General features: G+C 69.8%; 19 protein-coding genes, 2 tRNA genes and 1 pseudogene. 18 read left to right on the top strand and 4 right to left on the bottom strand.

Features of this window, described 5'->3' with window-relative positions; genetic code table 11:
- The first annotated feature begins 147 nt into the window (after positions 1 to 147).
- The 3 genes from glcE to glcF are packed head-to-tail and all read left to right on the top strand — an operon-like array spanning position 148 to position 3287.
- Positions 148 to 1335: a glycolate oxidase subunit GlcE gene (gene glcE, locus EV668_RS14620; RefSeq protein ID WP_133771238.1), complete on the top strand. Its 1188-nt coding sequence runs from the start codon at positions 148 to 150 to the stop codon at positions 1333 to 1335.
- Between the two features lie 11 nt (positions 1336 to 1346).
- On the top strand, positions 1347 to 1940 hold the full coding sequence (locus tag EV668_RS14615) for a DUF2585 family protein (RefSeq protein ID WP_133771236.1): 594 nt from the start codon (positions 1347 to 1349) through the stop codon (positions 1938 to 1940).
- Between the two features lie 15 nt (positions 1941 to 1955).
- Positions 1956 to 3287 (top strand): glycolate oxidase subunit GlcF, encoded by a 1332-nt coding sequence (gene glcF, locus EV668_RS14610; RefSeq protein ID WP_133771234.1) that lies wholly within the window; start codon positions 1956 to 1958, stop codon positions 3285 to 3287.
- 4 nt (positions 3288 to 3291) lie between these two features.
- On the opposite strand, the gene EV668_RS14605 is transcribed toward glcF, so the two are convergent.
- Positions 3292 to 4131: an ABC transporter substrate-binding protein gene (locus EV668_RS14605; protein WP_245513189.1), complete on the bottom strand. Its 840-nt coding sequence runs from the start codon at positions 4129 to 4131 to the stop codon at positions 3292 to 3294.
- A 95-nt stretch (positions 4132 to 4226) separates the two neighbouring features.
- Entirely contained in the window at positions 4227 to 4430 is a 204-nt protein-coding gene (locus EV668_RS14600) for a hypothetical protein (RefSeq protein ID WP_133771232.1), read from the bottom strand.
- A 530-nt stretch (positions 4431 to 4960) separates the two neighbouring features.
- On the opposite strand from EV668_RS14600, the gene EV668_RS14595 reads away from it, so the two are divergent.
- On the top strand, positions 4961 to 5452 hold the full coding sequence (locus EV668_RS14595; RefSeq protein WP_133771230.1) for a Ros/MucR family transcriptional regulator: 492 nt from the start codon (positions 4961 to 4963) through the stop codon (positions 5450 to 5452).
- Positions 5453 to 5608: 156 nt separating this feature from the next.
- Positions 5609 to 6625 carry an LLM class flavin-dependent oxidoreductase gene (locus tag EV668_RS14590; RefSeq protein ID WP_133772063.1) on the top strand — a complete coding sequence of 339 codons (1017 nt, stop codon included), beginning with the start codon at positions 5609 to 5611 and terminating at the stop codon, positions 6623 to 6625.
- Here the strand turns inward: EV668_RS14590 and EV668_RS14585 are convergent.
- A complete protein-coding gene (locus tag EV668_RS14585; RefSeq protein WP_133771228.1) occupies positions 6615 to 7865 on the bottom strand; it encodes an NAD(P)/FAD-dependent oxidoreductase in 1251 nt (416 codons plus the stop codon). The genes EV668_RS14590 and EV668_RS14585 overlap by 11 nt on opposite strands.
- Positions 7866 to 8118: 253 nt before the next feature.
- On the opposite strand from EV668_RS14585, the gene EV668_RS14580 reads away from it, so the two are divergent.
- From EV668_RS14580 to EV668_RS14565, 4 genes are all read left to right on the top strand, one after another.
- Entirely contained in the window at positions 8119 to 9219 is a 1101-nt protein-coding gene (locus EV668_RS14580) for a M20 family metallopeptidase (RefSeq protein WP_133772061.1), read from the top strand.
- Positions 9220 to 9229: 10 nt separating this feature from the next.
- On the top strand, positions 9230 to 9559 hold the full coding sequence (locus EV668_RS14575) for an antibiotic biosynthesis monooxygenase family protein (RefSeq protein ID WP_133771227.1): 330 nt from the start codon (positions 9230 to 9232) through the stop codon (positions 9557 to 9559).
- A gap of 96 nt (positions 9560 to 9655) precedes the next feature.
- A tRNA-Tyr gene (locus EV668_RS14570) sits at positions 9656 to 9740 on the top strand.
- Between the two features lie 15 nt (positions 9741 to 9755).
- A tRNA-Gly gene (locus tag EV668_RS14565) sits at positions 9756 to 9829 on the top strand.
- A gap of 176 nt (positions 9830 to 10005) precedes the next feature.
- On the opposite strand, the gene EV668_RS14560 is transcribed toward EV668_RS14565, so the two are convergent.
- Positions 10006 to 10680, bottom strand: a complete 675-nt coding sequence (locus tag EV668_RS14560; protein WP_133771225.1) for a DJ-1/PfpI family protein — start codon at positions 10678 to 10680, stop codon at positions 10006 to 10008.
- A gap of 75 nt (positions 10681 to 10755) precedes the next feature.
- Between EV668_RS14560 and EV668_RS14555 the strand changes: the two genes are divergently transcribed.
- The 9 genes and pseudogenes from EV668_RS14555 (at position 10756) to EV668_RS14515 (ending at position 17426) form a co-directional block, all read left to right on the top strand.
- The gene (locus tag EV668_RS14555) at positions 10756 to 11547 is read left to right on the top strand and encodes a YbaY family lipoprotein (protein ID WP_133771223.1); all 792 of its coding nucleotides are present in this window, start codon (positions 10756 to 10758) and stop codon (positions 11545 to 11547) included.
- Positions 11548 to 11653: 106 nt separating this feature from the next.
- On the top strand, positions 11654 to 12418 hold the full coding sequence (locus EV668_RS14550; protein ID WP_245513187.1) for a Crp/Fnr family transcriptional regulator: 765 nt from the start codon (positions 11654 to 11656) through the stop codon (positions 12416 to 12418).
- A gap of 69 nt (positions 12419 to 12487) precedes the next feature.
- Positions 12488 to 12973 (top strand): annotated as a pseudogene (locus tag EV668_RS14545) (MaoC family dehydratase); the annotation flags it as partial.
- Between the two features lie 246 nt (positions 12974 to 13219).
- Positions 13220 to 14044, top strand: a complete 825-nt coding sequence (locus EV668_RS14540; protein ID WP_133771219.1) for a hypothetical protein — start codon at positions 13220 to 13222, stop codon at positions 14042 to 14044.
- 129 nt (positions 14045 to 14173) lie between these two features.
- Positions 14174 to 14464, top strand: a complete 291-nt coding sequence (locus EV668_RS14535) for a YggT family protein (protein WP_133771216.1) — start codon at positions 14174 to 14176, stop codon at positions 14462 to 14464.
- Complete coding sequence (locus EV668_RS14530) at positions 14464 to 14796, top strand: DUF167 family protein (protein ID WP_133771214.1); 333 nt, start codon at positions 14464 to 14466, stop codon at positions 14794 to 14796. The genes EV668_RS14535 and EV668_RS14530 overlap by 1 nt, the downstream gene beginning before the upstream one ends.
- Complete coding sequence (gene folD / locus EV668_RS14525) at positions 14793 to 15689, top strand: bifunctional methylenetetrahydrofolate dehydrogenase/methenyltetrahydrofolate cyclohydrolase FolD (protein ID WP_133771212.1); 897 nt, start codon at positions 14793 to 14795, stop codon at positions 15687 to 15689. The genes EV668_RS14530 and folD overlap by 4 nt, the downstream gene beginning before the upstream one ends.
- A 242-nt stretch (positions 15690 to 15931) precedes the next feature.
- Positions 15932 to 16978 carry a MaoC family dehydratase gene (locus tag EV668_RS14520; protein ID WP_133771211.1) on the top strand — a complete coding sequence of 349 codons (1047 nt, stop codon included), beginning with the start codon at positions 15932 to 15934 and terminating at the stop codon, positions 16976 to 16978.
- A gap of 40 nt (positions 16979 to 17018) precedes the next feature.
- Positions 17019 to 17426, top strand: coding sequence for a carboxymuconolactone decarboxylase family protein (locus EV668_RS14515; RefSeq protein WP_133771209.1), 408 nt, complete (start codon positions 17019 to 17021; stop codon positions 17424 to 17426).
- Positions 17427 to 17460: the final 34 nt, after the last annotated feature.

Here is a 17460-nt window from a genome sequence, read left to right as displayed (position 1 = left end):
CTTCTCCCCTTGCGGGAGAAGGTGGCAGCGCGAAGCGCTGACGGATGAGGGTGCGGCGGGACCGCATGACGGACCCCGCCGAATCCGGTACGACCGTCGTCGGGAGCGGCCGGCGGCCTCTCCGCCAACGATAACGATGCCCGGGACATGACGCTCCTCACCCCCACCACCGAAGCGGAGGCCTGCGAGGCCGTCGCGGCGGCCGCGGCCTCCGGGACGCCGCTCGCCGTCGAGGGGAGCGGGACGAAGGCGGCGATCGGACGCCCCATCCAGACCGAGCGCACGCTCACCGCGCGCGGGCTCTCCGGCATCACGCTGTACGAGCCGGCCGAGATGGTGATCGCCGCGCGGGCCGGCACGCCGCTCGCCGAGATCCAGCGCGCGCTCGACCTGCGCGGCCAGGCGCTCACCTTCGAGCCGATGGACCACCGCCCGCTCCTCGGGACCGCGGGGGAGCCGACCATCGGCGCGATCGCGGCGGCGAACATCTCGGGTCCGCGCCGCATCCAGGCGGGCGCCGCGCGCGACAGCCTGATCGGCATCCGCATCGTCAACGGACGGGGCGAGGCCATCAAGTCCGGCGGGCGGGTGATGAAGAACGTCACCGGGCTCGACCTCGTGAAATTCGTCTCGGGCTCCTGGGGCACACTCGGCTTCCTGACGGAAGTCACCTTCAAGGTCCTGCCGAAGCCGGAACGCGCCGCGACGCTGGTCCTGCGCGGGCTCGACGATGCGCGCGCCATCGCCGCGCTGTCGGCGGCGCTCGGCTCGCCCTACGACGTGACCGGCGCGGCCCATCTGCCGGCCGGGCTCGGCGGCGGCGGCCAGACGCTGATCCGCGTCGAGGGCCTGTCCTTCTCGGTCGACCACCGCGCCGGCGAGTTGCGGAGGCTGTTCCGGCGCGAGACGTCGGCCGACCTGATCGAGGGCGAGGGCGCGGCCGCCCTCTGGCGGAGCGTGCGCGACGTCGAGCCGCTGGTCGAGCCCCGCAATGCCGCCATCTGGCGCGTCTCGACCGCGCCGACGCGCGGCCCGGAACTCGCCGGCGTCGTCGGCCGGCTGCTGCCCGGCTCGCGCTGGTTCTTCGACTGGGGCGGCGGGCTCGTCTGGATCTCCTGCCCCGCCGAGGGCGATGCGGGAACGGCCGCGATCCGCGCCGCGATCGACCAATATGGCGGCCACGCGACGCTGATCCGCGCGCCGGCCGAGATCCGCGCCGCCATCGACGTGTTCCAGCCCCAGGCCGAGCCGCTGCACAAGCTCTCGGTCGCGCTGAAGGCGTCGTTCGACCCGAAGGGGCTCTTCAATCCGGGCCGCATGTGGGCCGGGGTGTGAGGCTCCCTGCCATGGGCGGCGGGTCTTTGGTCGCCGTCACCCGGACGACCCTCGTCTGCCTCGCCCTCCTCGGCGCGACGGCGCTGGTGCTGCACGCGATGGGCCGGCCCTGGAGCTGCGCCTGCGGCCATGTCGCGCTCTGGCACGGCGACCCGGCCAGCAGCGAGAACTCCCAGCACCTGACGGACTGGTACAGCTTCACCCACGTCATCCACGGTTTTCTGTTCTACGCCCTGGCCTGGGGGATCGGGCGCCTGCGCGGATCGCCGCTCCCGGCCGGCGTCGGCTTCATGCTCGCGATCCTCCTCGAATGCGCCTGGGAGATCGTCGAGAACACGCCCTGGATCGTCGAGCGCTACCGCGCGGAGACCGTCTCGCTCGGCTATAACGGCGACAGCGTCGTGAACTCGCTCGGGGACATCGCGGCGACGGCGCTGGGCTACGGCCTCGCCGCCACCCTCCCGGTCGCGCTGATCGTCGTGATCGCGCTCGTGATCGAGGTGGCGCTCGCCTGGCTGATCCGGGATAATCTGACGCTCAACGTGCTGATGCTGCTCCATCCCGTGGAGAGCGTCAAAGCCTGGCAGGCAGGGACAGGAAAGTAGAGGCCGTCAGAAGCCATGCAGACCAATTTCACGGCGCAGCAGCTCGCCGATCCGCATATGGCGGCGTCGGAGAAGATCCTGCGCACCTGCGTCCATTGCGGGTTCTGCACCGCGACCTGCCCGACCTATCTGCTGCTCGGGGACGAACTCGATTCGCCGCGCGGGCGCATCTACCAGATCAAGGACATGCTGGAGGGGGGAAAGGCCGCCTCGGCCGAGGTCGTCAAGCATGTCGACCGCTGCCTCTCGTGCCTCTCCTGCATGACGACCTGCCCCTCGGGCGTGCATTACATGCACCTCGTCGACCATGCCCGCGCCCATATCGAGGAGACGTATAGGCGCCCCCTCCACGACCGGCTGGTCCGAGCGCTTCTCGCGCGCATCCTGCCCTATCCGAACCGCTTCCGGCTCGCGATGCTGGCGGCCACGCTGGGGCGGCCGCTGAAGCCGCTGGTCGGCCTGCTGCCGCGCGTCGGCAACCGGCTCGCGGCGATGCTCGATCTCGCCCCCGCCCGCCTCCCGAACCGGTCCGTTGGCGAGAAGCCCGGCACCTTCCCGGCCGAAGGCGCGAAGCGGGGACGCGTCGCGATGCTGCGCGGCTGCGCGCAATCCGTCCTTGCGCCCGAATATAACGAGGCGGCCATCCGGCTCCTGACGCGCCATGGCATCGAGGTGGTCCAGGCCGATGACGGCTGCTGCGGCGCGCTCGTCCACCACATGGGCCGCGAGGAGCAGGGCAAGGCCTTCGCCCGAAAGGCGATCGACGTCTGGCTCGAAGAGCATCGGCGCGGCGAACTCGACGCGATCCTCGTCACCGCCTCGGGCTGCGGCACGACGATCAAGGATTACGGCTTCATGTTCCGCGACGAGCCGGCCTATGCGCAGAAGGCCGCGACGGTCGCGGGGCTCGCCAAGGACGTCACCGAATACGTCCTCGCCCTCGACCTGCCGCCTCCGGCACGGGAGAGCGACCTCGTCGTCGCCTACCATTCCGCCTGCTCGATGCAGCACGGCCAGCAGCTTCGCACCGAGCCCAAGGCCGTGCTGAAACGCGCGGGCTACATCGTCAAGGACGTGCCCGAGGGCCATATCTGCTGCGGCTCGGCCGGGACCTACAACATCCTCCAGCCCGAGATCGCGACGCGCCTGCGCGAGCGGAAGGTCGGCAATATCGAGCGCGTGAAGCCGGACGTCATCGCCGCGGGAAATATCGGCTGCATCACCCAGATCGGCCACGGCACCTCGATCCCGATCGTCCACACCGTCGAGCTTCTCGACTGGGCGACGGGCGGCCCGATGCCGCCGAGCCTCGAGGGGCGCCTGCCGGTGCTGGAGGCCGCGGAATAGGCGCTCAGCGCGGCGCCTCGACCGCCTTCGCGAGCCGCGACAGCGCCTCGGTCAGCATCGGGCCGCCGCAGGCCGTCAGCCGTTCGGGGATCACGATCCGCTTGTACGGGGGGTAGAGCTCGGCGAGCACGCTATGCTGAAGCAGCGCGCTGCCCTGGTCCTCGGCGCGCTCGTCATCCGAGGAGACGAGCAGGAGATCGGGCCGGAGGGCCACGATGCTTTCGAGCGAGAGGAACCCGCCGGAGGGACGCGCGCCGCCCTTCGCCGCGACGCTCAGTCCCACGGTGTCGATGAGGGAGCCGAGAAGCGTGCCCGACCCCGCAGCCCAGCCGCGCCGCGACAGCGGCAGCACGCTCAGCGGCTTCGCCGTGACCGAGGCCCTGATGCGCGCGACGGCGGCGTCGATGGCCCGGATCGACGCCTCGGCCCGCTCGGGATGGCCGAGAAGGGCGCCGGCCTCGCGGATCTGCTTGCGGGCCTCGGCGATCGAGCGGGCGGGTTCGAATTCGACGACCCGAAGCCCCTGGCGCGCCAGCAATTCGCGCGTCGCGCGCTTCGTGTAGCGGCCCGCGAAGACGAGATCCGGCCTGAGCACCAGGACGTCCTCGGCAAGGCCCGAGAGCCGCGGGAAGGTGTCGGCCTGCGCGGCCGCCCAGGAGCGCTTGTCGTCCCGCGCATACGGGCTGAGGCCGAGGACCTGGTCCGGATCGGCGAGGATCAGGATCAGTTGATCCGTGCAGAGATTGATGGAGGCGACCTTCGGCCCGGCGGCGGGGGCGGTCGAAGCCCAGACCAGGGCCATGACGCCGAAAGCGAGGCCGGCGGACGCACGACGCGCGCGCATCGACGCGGCGCGCGCGCCTCCGGCCTCGGAAACCTCTCGTCCTGTCGGCATGATCCCGGCCGGCGCCATCGCTCCCGCAGCGCCGACAAGGGTCTCTAGACCCCGCGCGCCCGCATCTGATCGCGTTCCTTGTGCCGCAAGCGCAAGAGAAGGTCGACATGGTCGGCGGGCAGCGCTGCCGCTTCCGGCGCGCCGTACATTTCACGCAGCTTGGCCCCGATGCGCCGCGCGATCCGGTCGTAATCCGGAGAAAGGGTCGCGACCGGCGACGATTCGGGACGATGATTCGGACACGCCATGACAGGCCTCCTGGCGTAGACCATCGCCAAGCATGGTTAACACGGCGTAAAGCCCGTCGAATTTTCGGCGAATTGCCCGCATCGCGCCGGTCGGCCGACCTCGGGCGACGGATGCTCCCGCCGGGATCCCGCGCGCGATCAACTCCGACGCCATCCCGGCCCGTCCCGATTTGCGCAAGCGTGAAGCCGGGCAACCCCGCGTCGCCGATGATGTCACGCAGCCGACGAGGCTTCGGCTGCTCGGGCCGATCTTACGGCGATGATGTCCGATCCGGCACGCGATGTCTTCGACACACACGCGATCGCCCGGATCGCTCGGCTGCGAGATCGGCCAGGCGCCGACCGCACGCGCTTCGGGCGTGCCAGTTGCCTGGGGCGTCAGCGCTATTCTGGTGAAACGGGCGCAGGACTTCCATTCTCGGCTCGGTTCACGGTGGATTCCTGATTTCGTCTTCAGATAACACTTGCGTTATTGGCGAGGCAATGCATTGAAGAAAGGGACATCATTGGCGAATCGAGAAAGCCTAATCATGGAAGCGAATACGGATACCTCCTTGGAAGGACTCGCCGAGCTGACGAGCGAGATCGTTTCGGCATTCGTGGCAAACAACAAGGTTGCAGCGAGCGAGCTTCCCGAAGTGATTGCGTCGGTGCACGGCGCTCTGCGCGGCCTGACCGAGAAGAAGGCGCCGGAGCCGGAGAAGCCGACCCCCATCGTGCCGATCAAGAAATCCATCACCGCAGACTACTTGATCAGCCTCGAGGACGGCCGACGCTACAAGTCTCTCAAGAGGCATCTGTCGGGACGCGGTCTGACGCCGGCCCAGTATCGCGAGAAGTGGGGCCTCGCCCGCGACTATCCGATGGTTGCGCCGAACTACGCCAAGCAGCGCTCGGAACTCGCCAAGGCCCTCGGCCTCGGCCAGCAGCGCCGCAAGTCCGCCGCGAAGCCGGCTGCCGAAGCCGCGCCGGCCCCGGCGCCGAAGCGCCGCGGCCGCCCGAAGGCGAATGCCGAGGCGTAATCGGGTCCTCGACACGAACCATGACCCGCGCGGCCCCGGCGACAACGGGGCCGACCTGGCGTCGGACCCGATCCGACGTCCAGGCTGGGGATGAGCGGGAGAGAGCGCGCATCGGACGCTCTCGACATCGGGCGTGATCGGCCCCATGTCGAAGCCATGCTGCCGCTCTCGGTCCTCGACCTGTCCTTCGTCCGCTCCGGACACCCGCCCAGCGCCGCCCTGCACGAGACGATCGCACTCGCCAAGACCTGCGACGCGGCCGGGTATCGGCGCTACTGGCTCGCCGAACATCACAATCTTCCCTCGGTCGCGAGCCCGGCCCCCGAGATCATGATCGGGCAGGTCGCCGCCGCGACCTCCCGCATCCGGGTCGGATCGGGCGGCGTCATGCTGCCGAACCATTCCCCCCTGATGGTGGCCGAGCGCTTCCGCGTGCTCGAAGGCCTGTTTCCCGATCGGATCGATCTCGGCGTCGGCCGCGCCCCCGGGACCGACGGCGTCACCGCCTATGCCCTGCGCCGCCACCAGGAGGGGCGCGAAGGCGACGACTTCCTCGAGAAGCTCCAGGAGCTGATCCTGTGGGAGACGGGCGGCTTCCCCGAAGGCCACCCGTTCCGGCGCGTCTCCGCGATGCCGACCGACGTGAAGCTCCCGCCGATCTGGCTTCTCGGCTCGTCCGGCTATTCGGCGCGGCTCGCGGCGCAGGTCGGGATGGGCTTCGCCTTCGCCCACCATTTCGCGACCCATCCGGTCGACGACGCCATGCTGACCTACAAGGAGGCCTTCCAGCCCTCCGTGTGGATGGACAAGCCCTGGTCGATCCTCGCCGTCGCGGCCGTCATCGGCGAGACCGCGGAGGAGGCCGAAAGGCTCGCCTCGAGCCAGGACCTGAACCGGCTGAAGCGGGATCGCGGCGAGTTCGGGCCGATCCCGAGCCCCGAGGAGGCCGCCGCCTATCCCTATACGGAGTTCGAACGCCAGACGATCCGGCGCAATCGCGACCGGCTCTTCGTCGGCACGCCGGACGAGGTCGCCAAGACCCTGGTCGCCTTTGCGGATTCGGCCCGGGCGGACGAGCTGATGATCACCTCCGCGATCTACGACCAGCCTGCGCGGCACCGCTCCTACGAATTGCTGATGGAGGCGGTTCGCCGCGTATCCGTCACCGCGTGAGAAGGGCGCTCGCCCGCGCCTTGAGGTCGAGGCCCGGATCCGCCGCCTCCTCCCGGGTCACGCCGAGGCCGGCCGCCAGCAGGCGCCGGGCGATCATGTGGTCGGCCGGACGGTTGACCGATTCCACGCCGAGCAGCCGCTCGCCCTCGTAACAGAACACGGAGAAGGCTCCGCTCGCCGGATCGCCCCGGATGATGGTCTCCTCGTGGGGGACGGCCAGTCCGGCGATCTGGAGCTTGAGGCTGCCCTGGTCGCTCCAGAACCACGGCACGGCCGCATAGGGCGCCGGGCTTCCCGTCAGCCGCGCGGCGACCGCGCGGGCCTGGTCGACCGCGTTCTGCACCGATTCGAGCCGGCTCGCGCGGCCGCCGGCATGGGGGCTCGGATAGGCCGCGCAGTCGCCGATCGCCGAGATGGCGGGATCGGCGGTGAGCAGATGCGCGTCGACCACGATCCCGTTCCCGATCGCGAGCCCGGCCTCGGCCGCGAGTTCCGCATTCGGCATGACGCCGATCCCGACCAGGACGAGATCGCAGGGATACATCTCGCCCGCCGCGGTCTCGACCGCGACCGCACGCCCGCCTCGTCCTTCGATCCGCGTGACGACGGCGCCGAAGACGAGGCGAAGTCCCGCCGCCTCGTGGGCCTCGCGGAAGAAGTCGGACATCGGCAGGGACAGAGCCCGCGACATCGGCCGGCTGGCGGCCTCCAGCACCGTGACCTCGACTCCGCGCGCGGCGGCGACCGCCGCGAATTCGAGGCCGATGAAGCCGGCGCCGATCACGACGATGCGCCTCGCCTCGCTCATCTGCGCACGCAGCCGATCCGCATCGGCGCGCGTGCGCAGATAGAGCACGCCGTCGAGATCCGCCCCCGGCACGGCCAGTGGCCGGTTCCGGGCGCCCGTCGCCAGGACGAGGTGGCCGTAGGGCAGCGACAGGCCGGAGCCGAGCACCAGCCTGCGCTCGGCGCGCTCGATCCGCGCCGCGCGCTCCGGAGCCAGCACGTCGATGCCCCGGTCGTCGAAGAACGGCCTCGCCCGCAGGAGGAGGCCCTCCTCGTCCGTCTTGCCCGTCAGATAGGCCTTCGAGAGCGGGGGACGCTGATAGGGCAGCCCCGGCTCGTCCCCGACGATCGTGACCGGCCCCTGGAAGCCGTTCTCGCGGAGCGAGGCGGCGGCCTGGTAGCCGGCCTGCCCCGAGCCCACGATCACGACGTTCTGCGGCTGTCCCGCTGCCATGGATGTCATCCGCCTCGCCACGCCCGCTCGGGATGATGGACGCGCCCCCGCGCTCCAGACAAGCCGGCTGCCCTGACGTCGACGCAGCCCCGTCCGGCGCCGGGGCTATGACGCAAGGCGGCATGGGAGCCGTTCGCCCAAAGCGCTCGCCGGACGCCCGGCGACCGTCTATGCCGGAACGACCATCAGGAGATCGCCCGTGACCGCTGCCCCGACCGCCGTTCTCGACTGGCTCACCGCGCAGGAGGGCGCGATGGTGAAGCTGCTGGAGGAGGTCGTGAACCTCGATTCCGGGAGCTACGACAAGGAGGGCGTCGACCGGGTCGGAGAGCGTTTCGAGCGCTTCTTCACCGAACACGGCATCCCGGTCGTCCGCCGCCCCCGCGAGACCTTCGGGGACGCCTTCCTCGCGACGATCGCGGGGTCGGGCGGCGGCAACCGGCCGATCGTGCTGATGGGCCACCGCGACACGGTGTTCCCGAAGGGCGAAGCCGGCCGCCGCCCCTTCTCCGTCAAGGGCAACCGCGCCTACGGGCCGGGCGTCGCCGACATGAAGGCAGGGCTCGTCATGAACGCCTTCGTCGCCGCCGCCTTCCACAAGCATGGCGGCGCGCCCGCGCCGCTGACCGTGCTCATCACCTCCGACGAGGAGATCGGCTCGCCGGCCTGCCGGCCGATCATCGAGGAGACGGCGCGGGGCGCGCGCTGCGTCTTCAACGCCGAGCCCGGCCGACCGACCGGCAACGTCGTGACCGGCCGCAAGGGCGGGGTGTTCATGGAATGCACCGTGACCGGCAAGGCCTCGCATTCGGGCGGCAACTTCCAGGCCGGGATCAGCGCGATCAACGAGGTGGCGCACAAGATCGTGAAGCTCAAGGACGTGACCGACCTCGAGCGCGGCACGACGCTCAATGTCGGCCTCGTCTCGGGCGGCCAGTCCGTCAACACGGTCGCGCCCTGGGCCAAGATCGGCATCGACCTGCGCTATGTCGAACCGCCGCACCGTGCCGAGGCGATGGCGAAGATCGAGGCGATCGTCGCGGAGGCGACCGTCGAAGGCACGAGCGCGGTGCTCGAGATCAAGGGCGAGTTCCTTCCTCTCGTCCAGGACGAGGCCTCGAAGGAGATCCTCGGCCTCTACCAGGAGGCGATGTCCTCCCTCGGACACAAGGTCGAGGGCGAGTTCTCGGGCGGCTGCGCCGATTCGGGCTTCACCTCCGCCGTCGGCTGCCCGACCGTTTGCTCGACCGGCCCCGTCGGCGGCCTCGCCCATTCGCCGGACGAATATCTCGAACTCGATTCGATCCTTCCCCGCGCCAAGGGCGTCGCGATGGCCATCGCCGCGCTCCGCTGAGCCGGCCGCCATGGTGATCATCCTGATCCGGCGCTTCGCGCGGCCGGACCGGGAGGCCGCATTCCTGCAGCGCTTCGCCGAACAGAAGCCAGACGGCCATCCCGACTTCCTCGGCGAGACGCTGACGCGGATCACGGATGGCGCCGTGCTGCCGGACGGCGTGCCGCGCCTCCTCGCGGCCCCGGAAGGCAGCGGCGCGTTCCTGAACGTCGCCCGCTGGCGCTCCTGGGATGCTTTCGAGCGGCACTTCGCCGTGCAGCTCGCCGCGCCCGGCGGTTTCGATCCGGAGATCGAGACCCGCCGGGCCGAGATCGCAATCCTCGCGGTCGAGCCATCGTGATGACAGGCAGTTGACACCTGCCGGGGCGCTCACCATAACGCGGGTCCCGCTGGCCGGCTTGCCGGGCAGCGGCTTGCGCACGGCGCACCGTGGCAAGGGGGAATGTCCCGAGCGGCAAAGGGGGCGGACTGTAAATCCGCTGGCTATGCCTTCGTAGGTTCGAGTCCTACTTCCCCCACCACGGGCCCGGCGCGATGCGGGTGTAGCTCAATGGTAGAGCAACAGCCTTCCAAGCTGATGACGAGGGTTCGATTCCCTTCACCCGCTCCAATCTTTTCAGGTGCTTGGCCGAATCGCTGACGGTGTCGTTTCCGAACGACCGCGAGGGCGTTCGGAAACGATCCGTCTGGACGGCGTGAACCGGCCGCCCCGTCCTGTGGAAAAGCCGACAGGCCGTCCCGCGATGCCGGACGTCCGATCGCGGACGCCCGGTCGCCGTGCCGGCGCTACGACAATCCCAGGCGCTCCAGGATCTCCACCTTCGCCTGCCGGGAGGGGGCGAGGCTCTGCCGCGCCTTCTCGACGATTGCGGCCGGGGCGGTCTCGGGCGTGCCCGCGTCGAATGGCGGCTGCGGCGCGTATTCCATGTAGAGCTGGATCGTCTCGGCCTCTTCCCTCCCGAAGAGCTCGGCGACGACGGCCAGGCCGAAATCGATTCCGGACGTCACGCCGCCGGCGGTGAACACGTTGCCGTCCCGCACGACGCGGCCCTGTTCCGGAATGGCTCCGAAATTGGCCAGGAACTGATGCGAATCCCAATGGGTCGTCGCCCGCTTGCCCTTCAGGAGACCGGCGGCGCCGAGGACCAGCGCCCCCGTGCAGACCGAGGTGACGAAGCGCGCGCCGGCGCTCTGGCGGCGGATGAAGTCGAGCGTTTCCTCATCCTCGAGCAGCGGGTTCACCCCGCTCCCGCCCGGTACGCACAGGACGTCGAAGGCCGGGGCGTCGGCGAAGGTCACGGTGGGCTGCAGCATGAGCCCCGTCGCCGACCGGACGGGCGTCAGATCCTTCCAGACGAGATGCGCCGTCGCTCCGCGGGCGGATGCGAACACCTCGAACGGTCCCGTCAGGTCGAGTTGCTGCACGCGGGGGAAGCACAGGATTCCAAAATTCACCGTCACTGAGCCATCTCCTATACGGGGAGAACGCTAGCTCGCGGTCGGCCGGCAGGCAACGACGCAAGGCGGGAGACGCGGATGAAGGCGGGAACCCGGGACAGGAGCGGACGGATGACGCGGCGGGGACACGCCCACAAGCTCGCGATCCTGGCGGCCATGGCCTGTCTCTGGCCGCTCACGGAGGCGGCGGAGGCCGGGACACGGTTTCTCGACGGGAGAGTGATCTATCGGGAGCGGATGGCCTTGCCGCCGTCCGCATTGGTCGAGGTGAGCCTGCTCGACGTCTCGCGGGCCGACGCGCGGGCGGTCACGCTCGGCCGGACGACGATCCGACCCGGGAGGCAGGCGCCCATCCGCTATCGGCTCGGTTACGACGACGCGCGGATCCTGCCGGGCCGGAGCTACGCGCTCCACGCAAGGATCACGGCCGGCGGACGGCTGCTGTTCCTCTCCACCGACCGCCACCCCGTCTTCGCGGGCGGGCCGAACGCGACCGACATCCTGGTGCGGCGCGTCGGGGGCGAGCCGCAGGCCGCGAGCCCCGCCGGCCGCTGGCGGGCCGAGCGCATCGGCGGTCGCGGCGTCGTCGACCGGCTCCAGAGCGTCCTCGACCTCGCAACGGACGGCGCCGTCTCCGGCACGGGCGGCTGCAACCGGATGTCCGGCCGTGCGTCCGTCAACGGGGCCGCCATCGTCTTCGGGCCGCTCGCGAGCACCGAGATGGCCTGCCCGCCAGCGGCGATGGATCAGGAGCGGCGGTTCTTCGAGGCTCTGCGCCGGGCCAGGGCCTGGACGCTCGATCAGACCCGCGCAAAGCTTGTCCTGCGCGACGCCCGGGGGCGGTCGCTCCTGCTCCTGTCGCGGATGTAGCCTCCATCGGCGCCGGTGGCGCTCCGGGCCTTTCGGCTCTAGGATTGGCGACCGTCGCCTTCCATCACGAAACGAGTCCAGACGCGCGTCGGTGCCGAGGTATACGGTGGGTATCAGGGTGTTGCTCGGACGGGAATCGCGGAACGTCCCGCTCCTGCGCAGGGTCGAGACGGTCGCGGCCCTGTCGGCGGAGGAGCGGGAGGCGTTGCTGCGCGTGCCGATGTCCGTGCGCGACCTGCCGCCGCGAACGGATATCCTCTGCGAAGGCGAGAGGCCGGAGACCTGCTGCGTCGTCCTCTCGGGCTATGCCATCCGCTACAAGATCGGCGCCGAGGGCGACCGGCACATCATCGCCTTCCACGTCCCGGGAGACATCCCGGACCTGCAGAGCCTTCACCTTGCCGTGATGGACCATACCCTCGCCTCGCTGACGGGGATGACGGCCGGGCTGATCGCGCATCGCGACCTCCACGACCTGAATCTGCGCTATCCGCGGCTCGCCGGAGCGCTCTGGCGGCTGACGCTCGTCGACGCCGCCGTCTTCCGCGAATGGATCGTCAATCTCGGCCACCGGGACGCCCTGAGCCGGACGGCCCATTTCCTGTGCGAGATGCATACGCGGCTGGCCTCGGTCGGTCTCGGCAACGGGGACGCGATCGAGCTGCCGATCTCGCAGACGGACCTCGCGGACGCCCTCGGCGTGTCCGCCGTCCACATGAACCGCACGCTCCAGGAGTTGCGCGCCCGAAAACTGATCGAGAGCAACGGGCGGATGATCATGGCGCGCGACTGGAGCGCTCTCGCCGCTCTCGGCGAGTTCGACCCGGCCTATCTGCACATCACGCCCCACGAGCGCGCCGACCCCGCCTGAGCCCCTCCCGCCCACCGGCGCCAGGGACTTGTCCATCCGGCGCCCACCCGCGTATCCGTCTGTGAAACGACGGAGGATGCGATGCCCGGGCTGTGGTTCGAGGAGTTCGAGGAGGGGATGGTCTTCGACCATCGCTGGACGCGCACCATCACGGAAGCGGACAACAAGTGGTTCTCGCTCCTGACGATGAACACGCAGCCCTTCCATATCGACAATCACGCAGCGGCGAAGACGCCGTTCAAGAAGCCGCTGGTGAACAGCCTCTTCACGCTCGGCTGCATGGTCGGGATGTCGGTGGACGACACGACCTTCGGGACGACCATCGCCAATCTCGGCATGACGGACGTCAAGTTCCCCCATCCGCTCTTCGAGGGCGACACGATCAGGATCCGCACCACGATCCTCGGCAAGCGCGAATCCAAGTCGCGCCCGGGCGAGGGCATCGTGACCTTCCGCCACGAGGCCTTCAACCAGGACGGCATCCTCTGCGGCACCTGCGACCGCACGGGGCTCATGATGAAGAAGCCGCAGGGCGAGGCGGCGAAGGAGGCCTGAGAGGGCCCCTGCCCAGGCCGGCCGGCCCTACACCTTAAGGATGAGATCGCGCGGCCACAGCCGACTTCTTTGTCCGGCGGAACCCTCGCCCCTGATTGACTTCCGACAACTGTAGACTGTTTCTCGATCCGGAACGATCAGGAAAGAGCGAACGTGCGGAAGACAGTCTTGGCGGGGGTTGTTCTGGCCTCGTGCGTATCGCTCTCCGCCCCCGCATCGGCCGACCTCGCCGAGTTGGCCCGCCGCATGGACCGCCTCGAACGGGAGAATGCGGCCCTGCGGGCGGAGGTCCATGCCCTGAAAGGGCGGCCGTCCCGTCCGGCCCGCGCTCCCGCGGCGGCGCGCGGCATCGCGCCGACTGCTCCTGCCGCCCTGGCCTCAGCCGAGGCGGCGAAACCCTCCCCGTTCGACGGCGCCTATGTCGGCGCATTCGGTGGCGTGACCTTCGCCGGAGATCAGATGGGACGGCCCTTGCCGGGTACGTCCACGGTCAACCCCATCTATCCCTACGGCTACACGCCGAACAGGGTGCGTGCTTCGGATGCCAACGCCAGTTTCGGCCTCCTTGCCGGCTATGGCGAGACAGTCGGATCGCTCTATCTCGGCGGAGAGGTGCGGGCCGACCTGCGCGATCAGCGGCGGGCCTATATCGATCGGATGAGCTATCTCCCATACCACGCCGCCGTGTCCTGGCAGAAGGCGAGTATCGAGGGCGGCGCCGATGCGAGCCTTCGCGTAGGCCTCACCTTCGACGAGTGGCTCGTATTCGGCCGCATCGGTGCGGGTGCGGCCTTCATCCGAGGTTCGACGGGTGCGTCGCAGTGGGCGTACTGGCTAGGCCCCGCGATCCTCCCGGCAGCTCGCCGGACCTCGGATGCCGTCACGCCGTATGTCACGATCGGCGTCGGCGTCGAACGTGCGTTCGGGCCGGCCTTCATCCGCCTTGATACGGAGATTATCAACTACCTCGGCTCCGCCGGAACCTTCTCCAGCGACAAGAAGTCGTCCGTGCTCTCCTTCGGTCAGTTCTACGATGGCCGCGTGACCGCGGCGATCGGCTATCGCTGGTGATGCGCCTGCCTCCCAGGCGAGGATGAGGCTTCGTCGAGACGGTGCCGGCCGCATGCGGCCGCCCCACGGGTTGTCGCGGCGCGGCGGTCTCGCTACATGCCGGGCATCCGTCCGCCGAGCCTTACGACCATGCGCGCTGTCCTCGACGTCATCATGCTGGCGCTTCAGCTCTATGTATGGGTGCTGATCGTCTCGGCCGTCATGAGCTGGCTGATCGCCTTCAACGTCGTCAACGTCCGCAACGACGTCGTGCGCTCGATCTGGAATTTCCTGTACCAGGTCACGGAGCCGCTGCTCCGGCCGATCCGGAACATCCTGCCCAATCTCGGCGGGATCGACATCTCGCCGATCATCCTCCTCCTGATCATCTTCTTCATCCAGCGCGTGATCCAGCTCTACCTCTATCCCGCCGTGATCTGATGCAGGACGAGCCGGCCTTCCGGCGCATCGCGGAGGGGCTCGCCATCCGCGTGCGGGCGACGCCGCGCGGCGGGCGCGATGCGGTCGAGGGGATCGAGCATCTCTCCGACGGCCGGGCCGTGCTGCGCATCCGCGTGCGGGCGGCGGCCGCCGACGGCGCTGCGAACGACGCGCTCCGCCGCTGCCTCGCCGCCGCCCTCGGACGCCCACCCTCGGCCGTCAGCGTCGCCTCGGGCGCGACGGCCCGCGTGAAGACGCTTGCCGTCGCTGGCGATCCGGACGACCTGACGGCCCGACTGGAGGCGCTCTGCGCCCAAGAGAGACCCCGATGACCGCCATCCGCATCGACGGGAAAGCCGTCGCCGCGTCCCTGCGCGCGCGCGTCGCCGACGCCGTGGCCGATCTCGCGCGGGACGGCGTCGTCCCCGGCCTCGCGGTCGTCCTCGTGGGCGACGACCCGGCGAGCCGCGTCTATGTCGGCTCGAAGAAGAAGATGACGGTCGCCGCTGGCATGCGCTCGATCGACCACATGCTCCCCGCCGAGACCGGCGAGGCCGAGCTCCTGGCGCTGATCGACAGGTTGAACCGGGACGACGACGTCGACGGCATCCTCGTCCAGCTCCCGCTGCCGCCCCAGATCGACGCCTCGCGCGTGATCCTCGCCATCGACCCGGCGAAGGACGTCGACGGCTTCCACCCCGTCAATGCCGGGCGCCTCGCGACGGGCCAGCCGGCCCTCGTGCCCTGCACGCCGGTCGGCTGCGTCATGCTGGCGAAGACCGTCCTGCCGAGCCTCGCGGGGCTCGATGCCGTGGTGGTCGGCCGCTCGAACATCGTCGGCAAGCCGGTGGCGCAGCTTCTCCTCGCCGAGAGCGCGACGGTGACGGTCGCCCATTCGCGCACGCGCGACCTGCCGGCGGTCTGCCGGAGTGCGGATCTCCTCGTCGCGGCGGTCGGCCGGCCCGAGATGATCCGCGGCGACTGGATCAAGCCGGGCGCCGTCGTCATCGATGTCGGCATCAACCGCATCGAGGGCGAAGGCGGCACGTCCCGCCTCGTCGGCGACGTCGCCTACGACGAGGCGGCGGCCCATGCGGCGGCGATCACGCCCGTTCCGGGCGGCGTCGGACCGATGACCATCGCCTGTCTCCTCGCCAACACGGTGAAGGCGGCCCGCGCGCGTCGGGGCCTGCCGGAGGTCGTGTTGGAAGTGGCGGCGTTTTAGCGGCGCCAGCGGGAGCGTCATTGCCGGGGCTCGGGCCGGCCGGCCTCCTCATCCTGAGGTGCTTCGCGCAGCGAAGCCTCGAAGGACGCACAACGGCTACGGGTGCTTCGAGGCTCGCCCTTCAGGCGAGCACCTCAGCATGAGGCGGGCGGGTGTGCGGTCGGACGGCAGACTCCGGCCCGCGACTTGCGATTTCGTTCGGGTCGGGCTTTCAAGTCCGGACGGGACGCGGGGAGATGCGCATGAAGACCAATCCGGGCAACTTCTTCGAGGATTTCCGCCTCGGCCAGGAGATCCGCCACGCGACGCCGCGGACCATCACCGCGGGCGACGTGTCGCTCGCGACCGCCATCTACGGCTCGCGCTTCGCCCTGCAATCGGCCGACAGCTTCGCCCGGGCGGCGGGCTATCCGGCGAGCCCCGTCGACGACATCCTCCTCTTCAACATCGTGTTCGGAAAGACGGTGCCGGACGTCTCCCTGAACGCGGTCGCCAATCTCGGCTATGCCGGCGCCCGGTTCCTGCGCCCGGTCTATCCGGGCGACACGGTCTCGGCGGTCTCCGAGGTGATCGGCCTCAAGGCGAACGCCTCGGGCAAGACGGGCATCGTCTATGTCCGCACGCAGGGGACAAACGACCGCGGCGAAGCGGTCCTCGATTACAACCGCTGGGTCATGGTGCAGAAGCGCGATCCCGCGGCGCCCAATCCGCCCGAGCACGTCCCGGAGCTTCCCAAGGCGGTCGCGCCGGCCCTTCTCGGCGAGGGCTGCCCCGAGCTCGATCCGACAGGCTGGGACGACGGCCTCGCCGGGAGCGCGCACCGGTTCGGCGATTACGCGGCCGGCGAGCGGATCGACCATGTCGACGGCGCGACGATCGAGGAGGCCGAGCACCAGCTGGCGACACGCCTCTACCAGAACACGGCCAAGGTCCATTTCGACGCCCATGCCGCGAAGGACACCCGCTTCGGCAAGAGGCTCATCTATGGCGGCCACATCATCGCGACCGCGCGCGCGCTGAGCTTCAACGGTCTCGGCAATGCCTGCCGCGTCGCCGCCATCAATGGCGGGCGCCACGTCTCTCCGAGCTTCGCGGGCGACACGATCTATGCCTGGAGCGAGATCCTCGAGACGGCCGAACTGCCCGGCCGGGCCGATCTCGGCGCCCTGCGCGTCCGCACCATCGCCACCAAGAACCAGCCCTGCGGCGACTGTCCCGGCCGCGAAGGGGATGGCTATCATCCCGCCGTCGTGCTCGAACTCGACTACTGGGTTCTGATGATCCGCTGAGGCGCCGAGACGCCGTGCGGGGCGCGATGGGGAGGACGTCATGGCGACGGTGACATTGATGAGCGACGAGGAGGCCGCCGGCATCCCCGAGGTCGCCGCGGTCTTCGCGGATATCCGCGCGGTGCGCCGCTCGGATGTCATCAACGATTTCTGGCGCGGCCTCGCGCACGATCCCGCCACGCTGAAACGGACCTGGGAGGGCCTCAAGGCGATCATGATCGCCCCCGGTCCGCTCGACCCGCTGACGCGGGAGCTGATCTACATGGCGGTCTCGGTGACCAACGGCTGCTCCTACTGCATCCATTCCCACACCGCCGCCGCGCGCGCGAAGGGCATGACGGACGCCCAGTACGGTCATTTCCTGGCCATCGTCGGCATGGCCAACCAGACGAACGCGCTCGTCACGGCGCTCGGCATCGCGCCGGACAAGGCCTTTCAGGTGTCCTGACGCCCTGGCGCGCCGACACTCATACACCCATACG

The organism is Enterovirga rhinocerotis (assembly GCF_004363955.1).
GTDB classification, from domain to species: domain Bacteria; phylum Pseudomonadota; class Alphaproteobacteria; order Rhizobiales; family Beijerinckiaceae; genus Enterovirga; species Enterovirga rhinocerotis.
The sequence above is the reverse complement of the archived record's forward strand: the minus strand, read 5'-3'. Positions and strand labels throughout refer to the sequence as shown.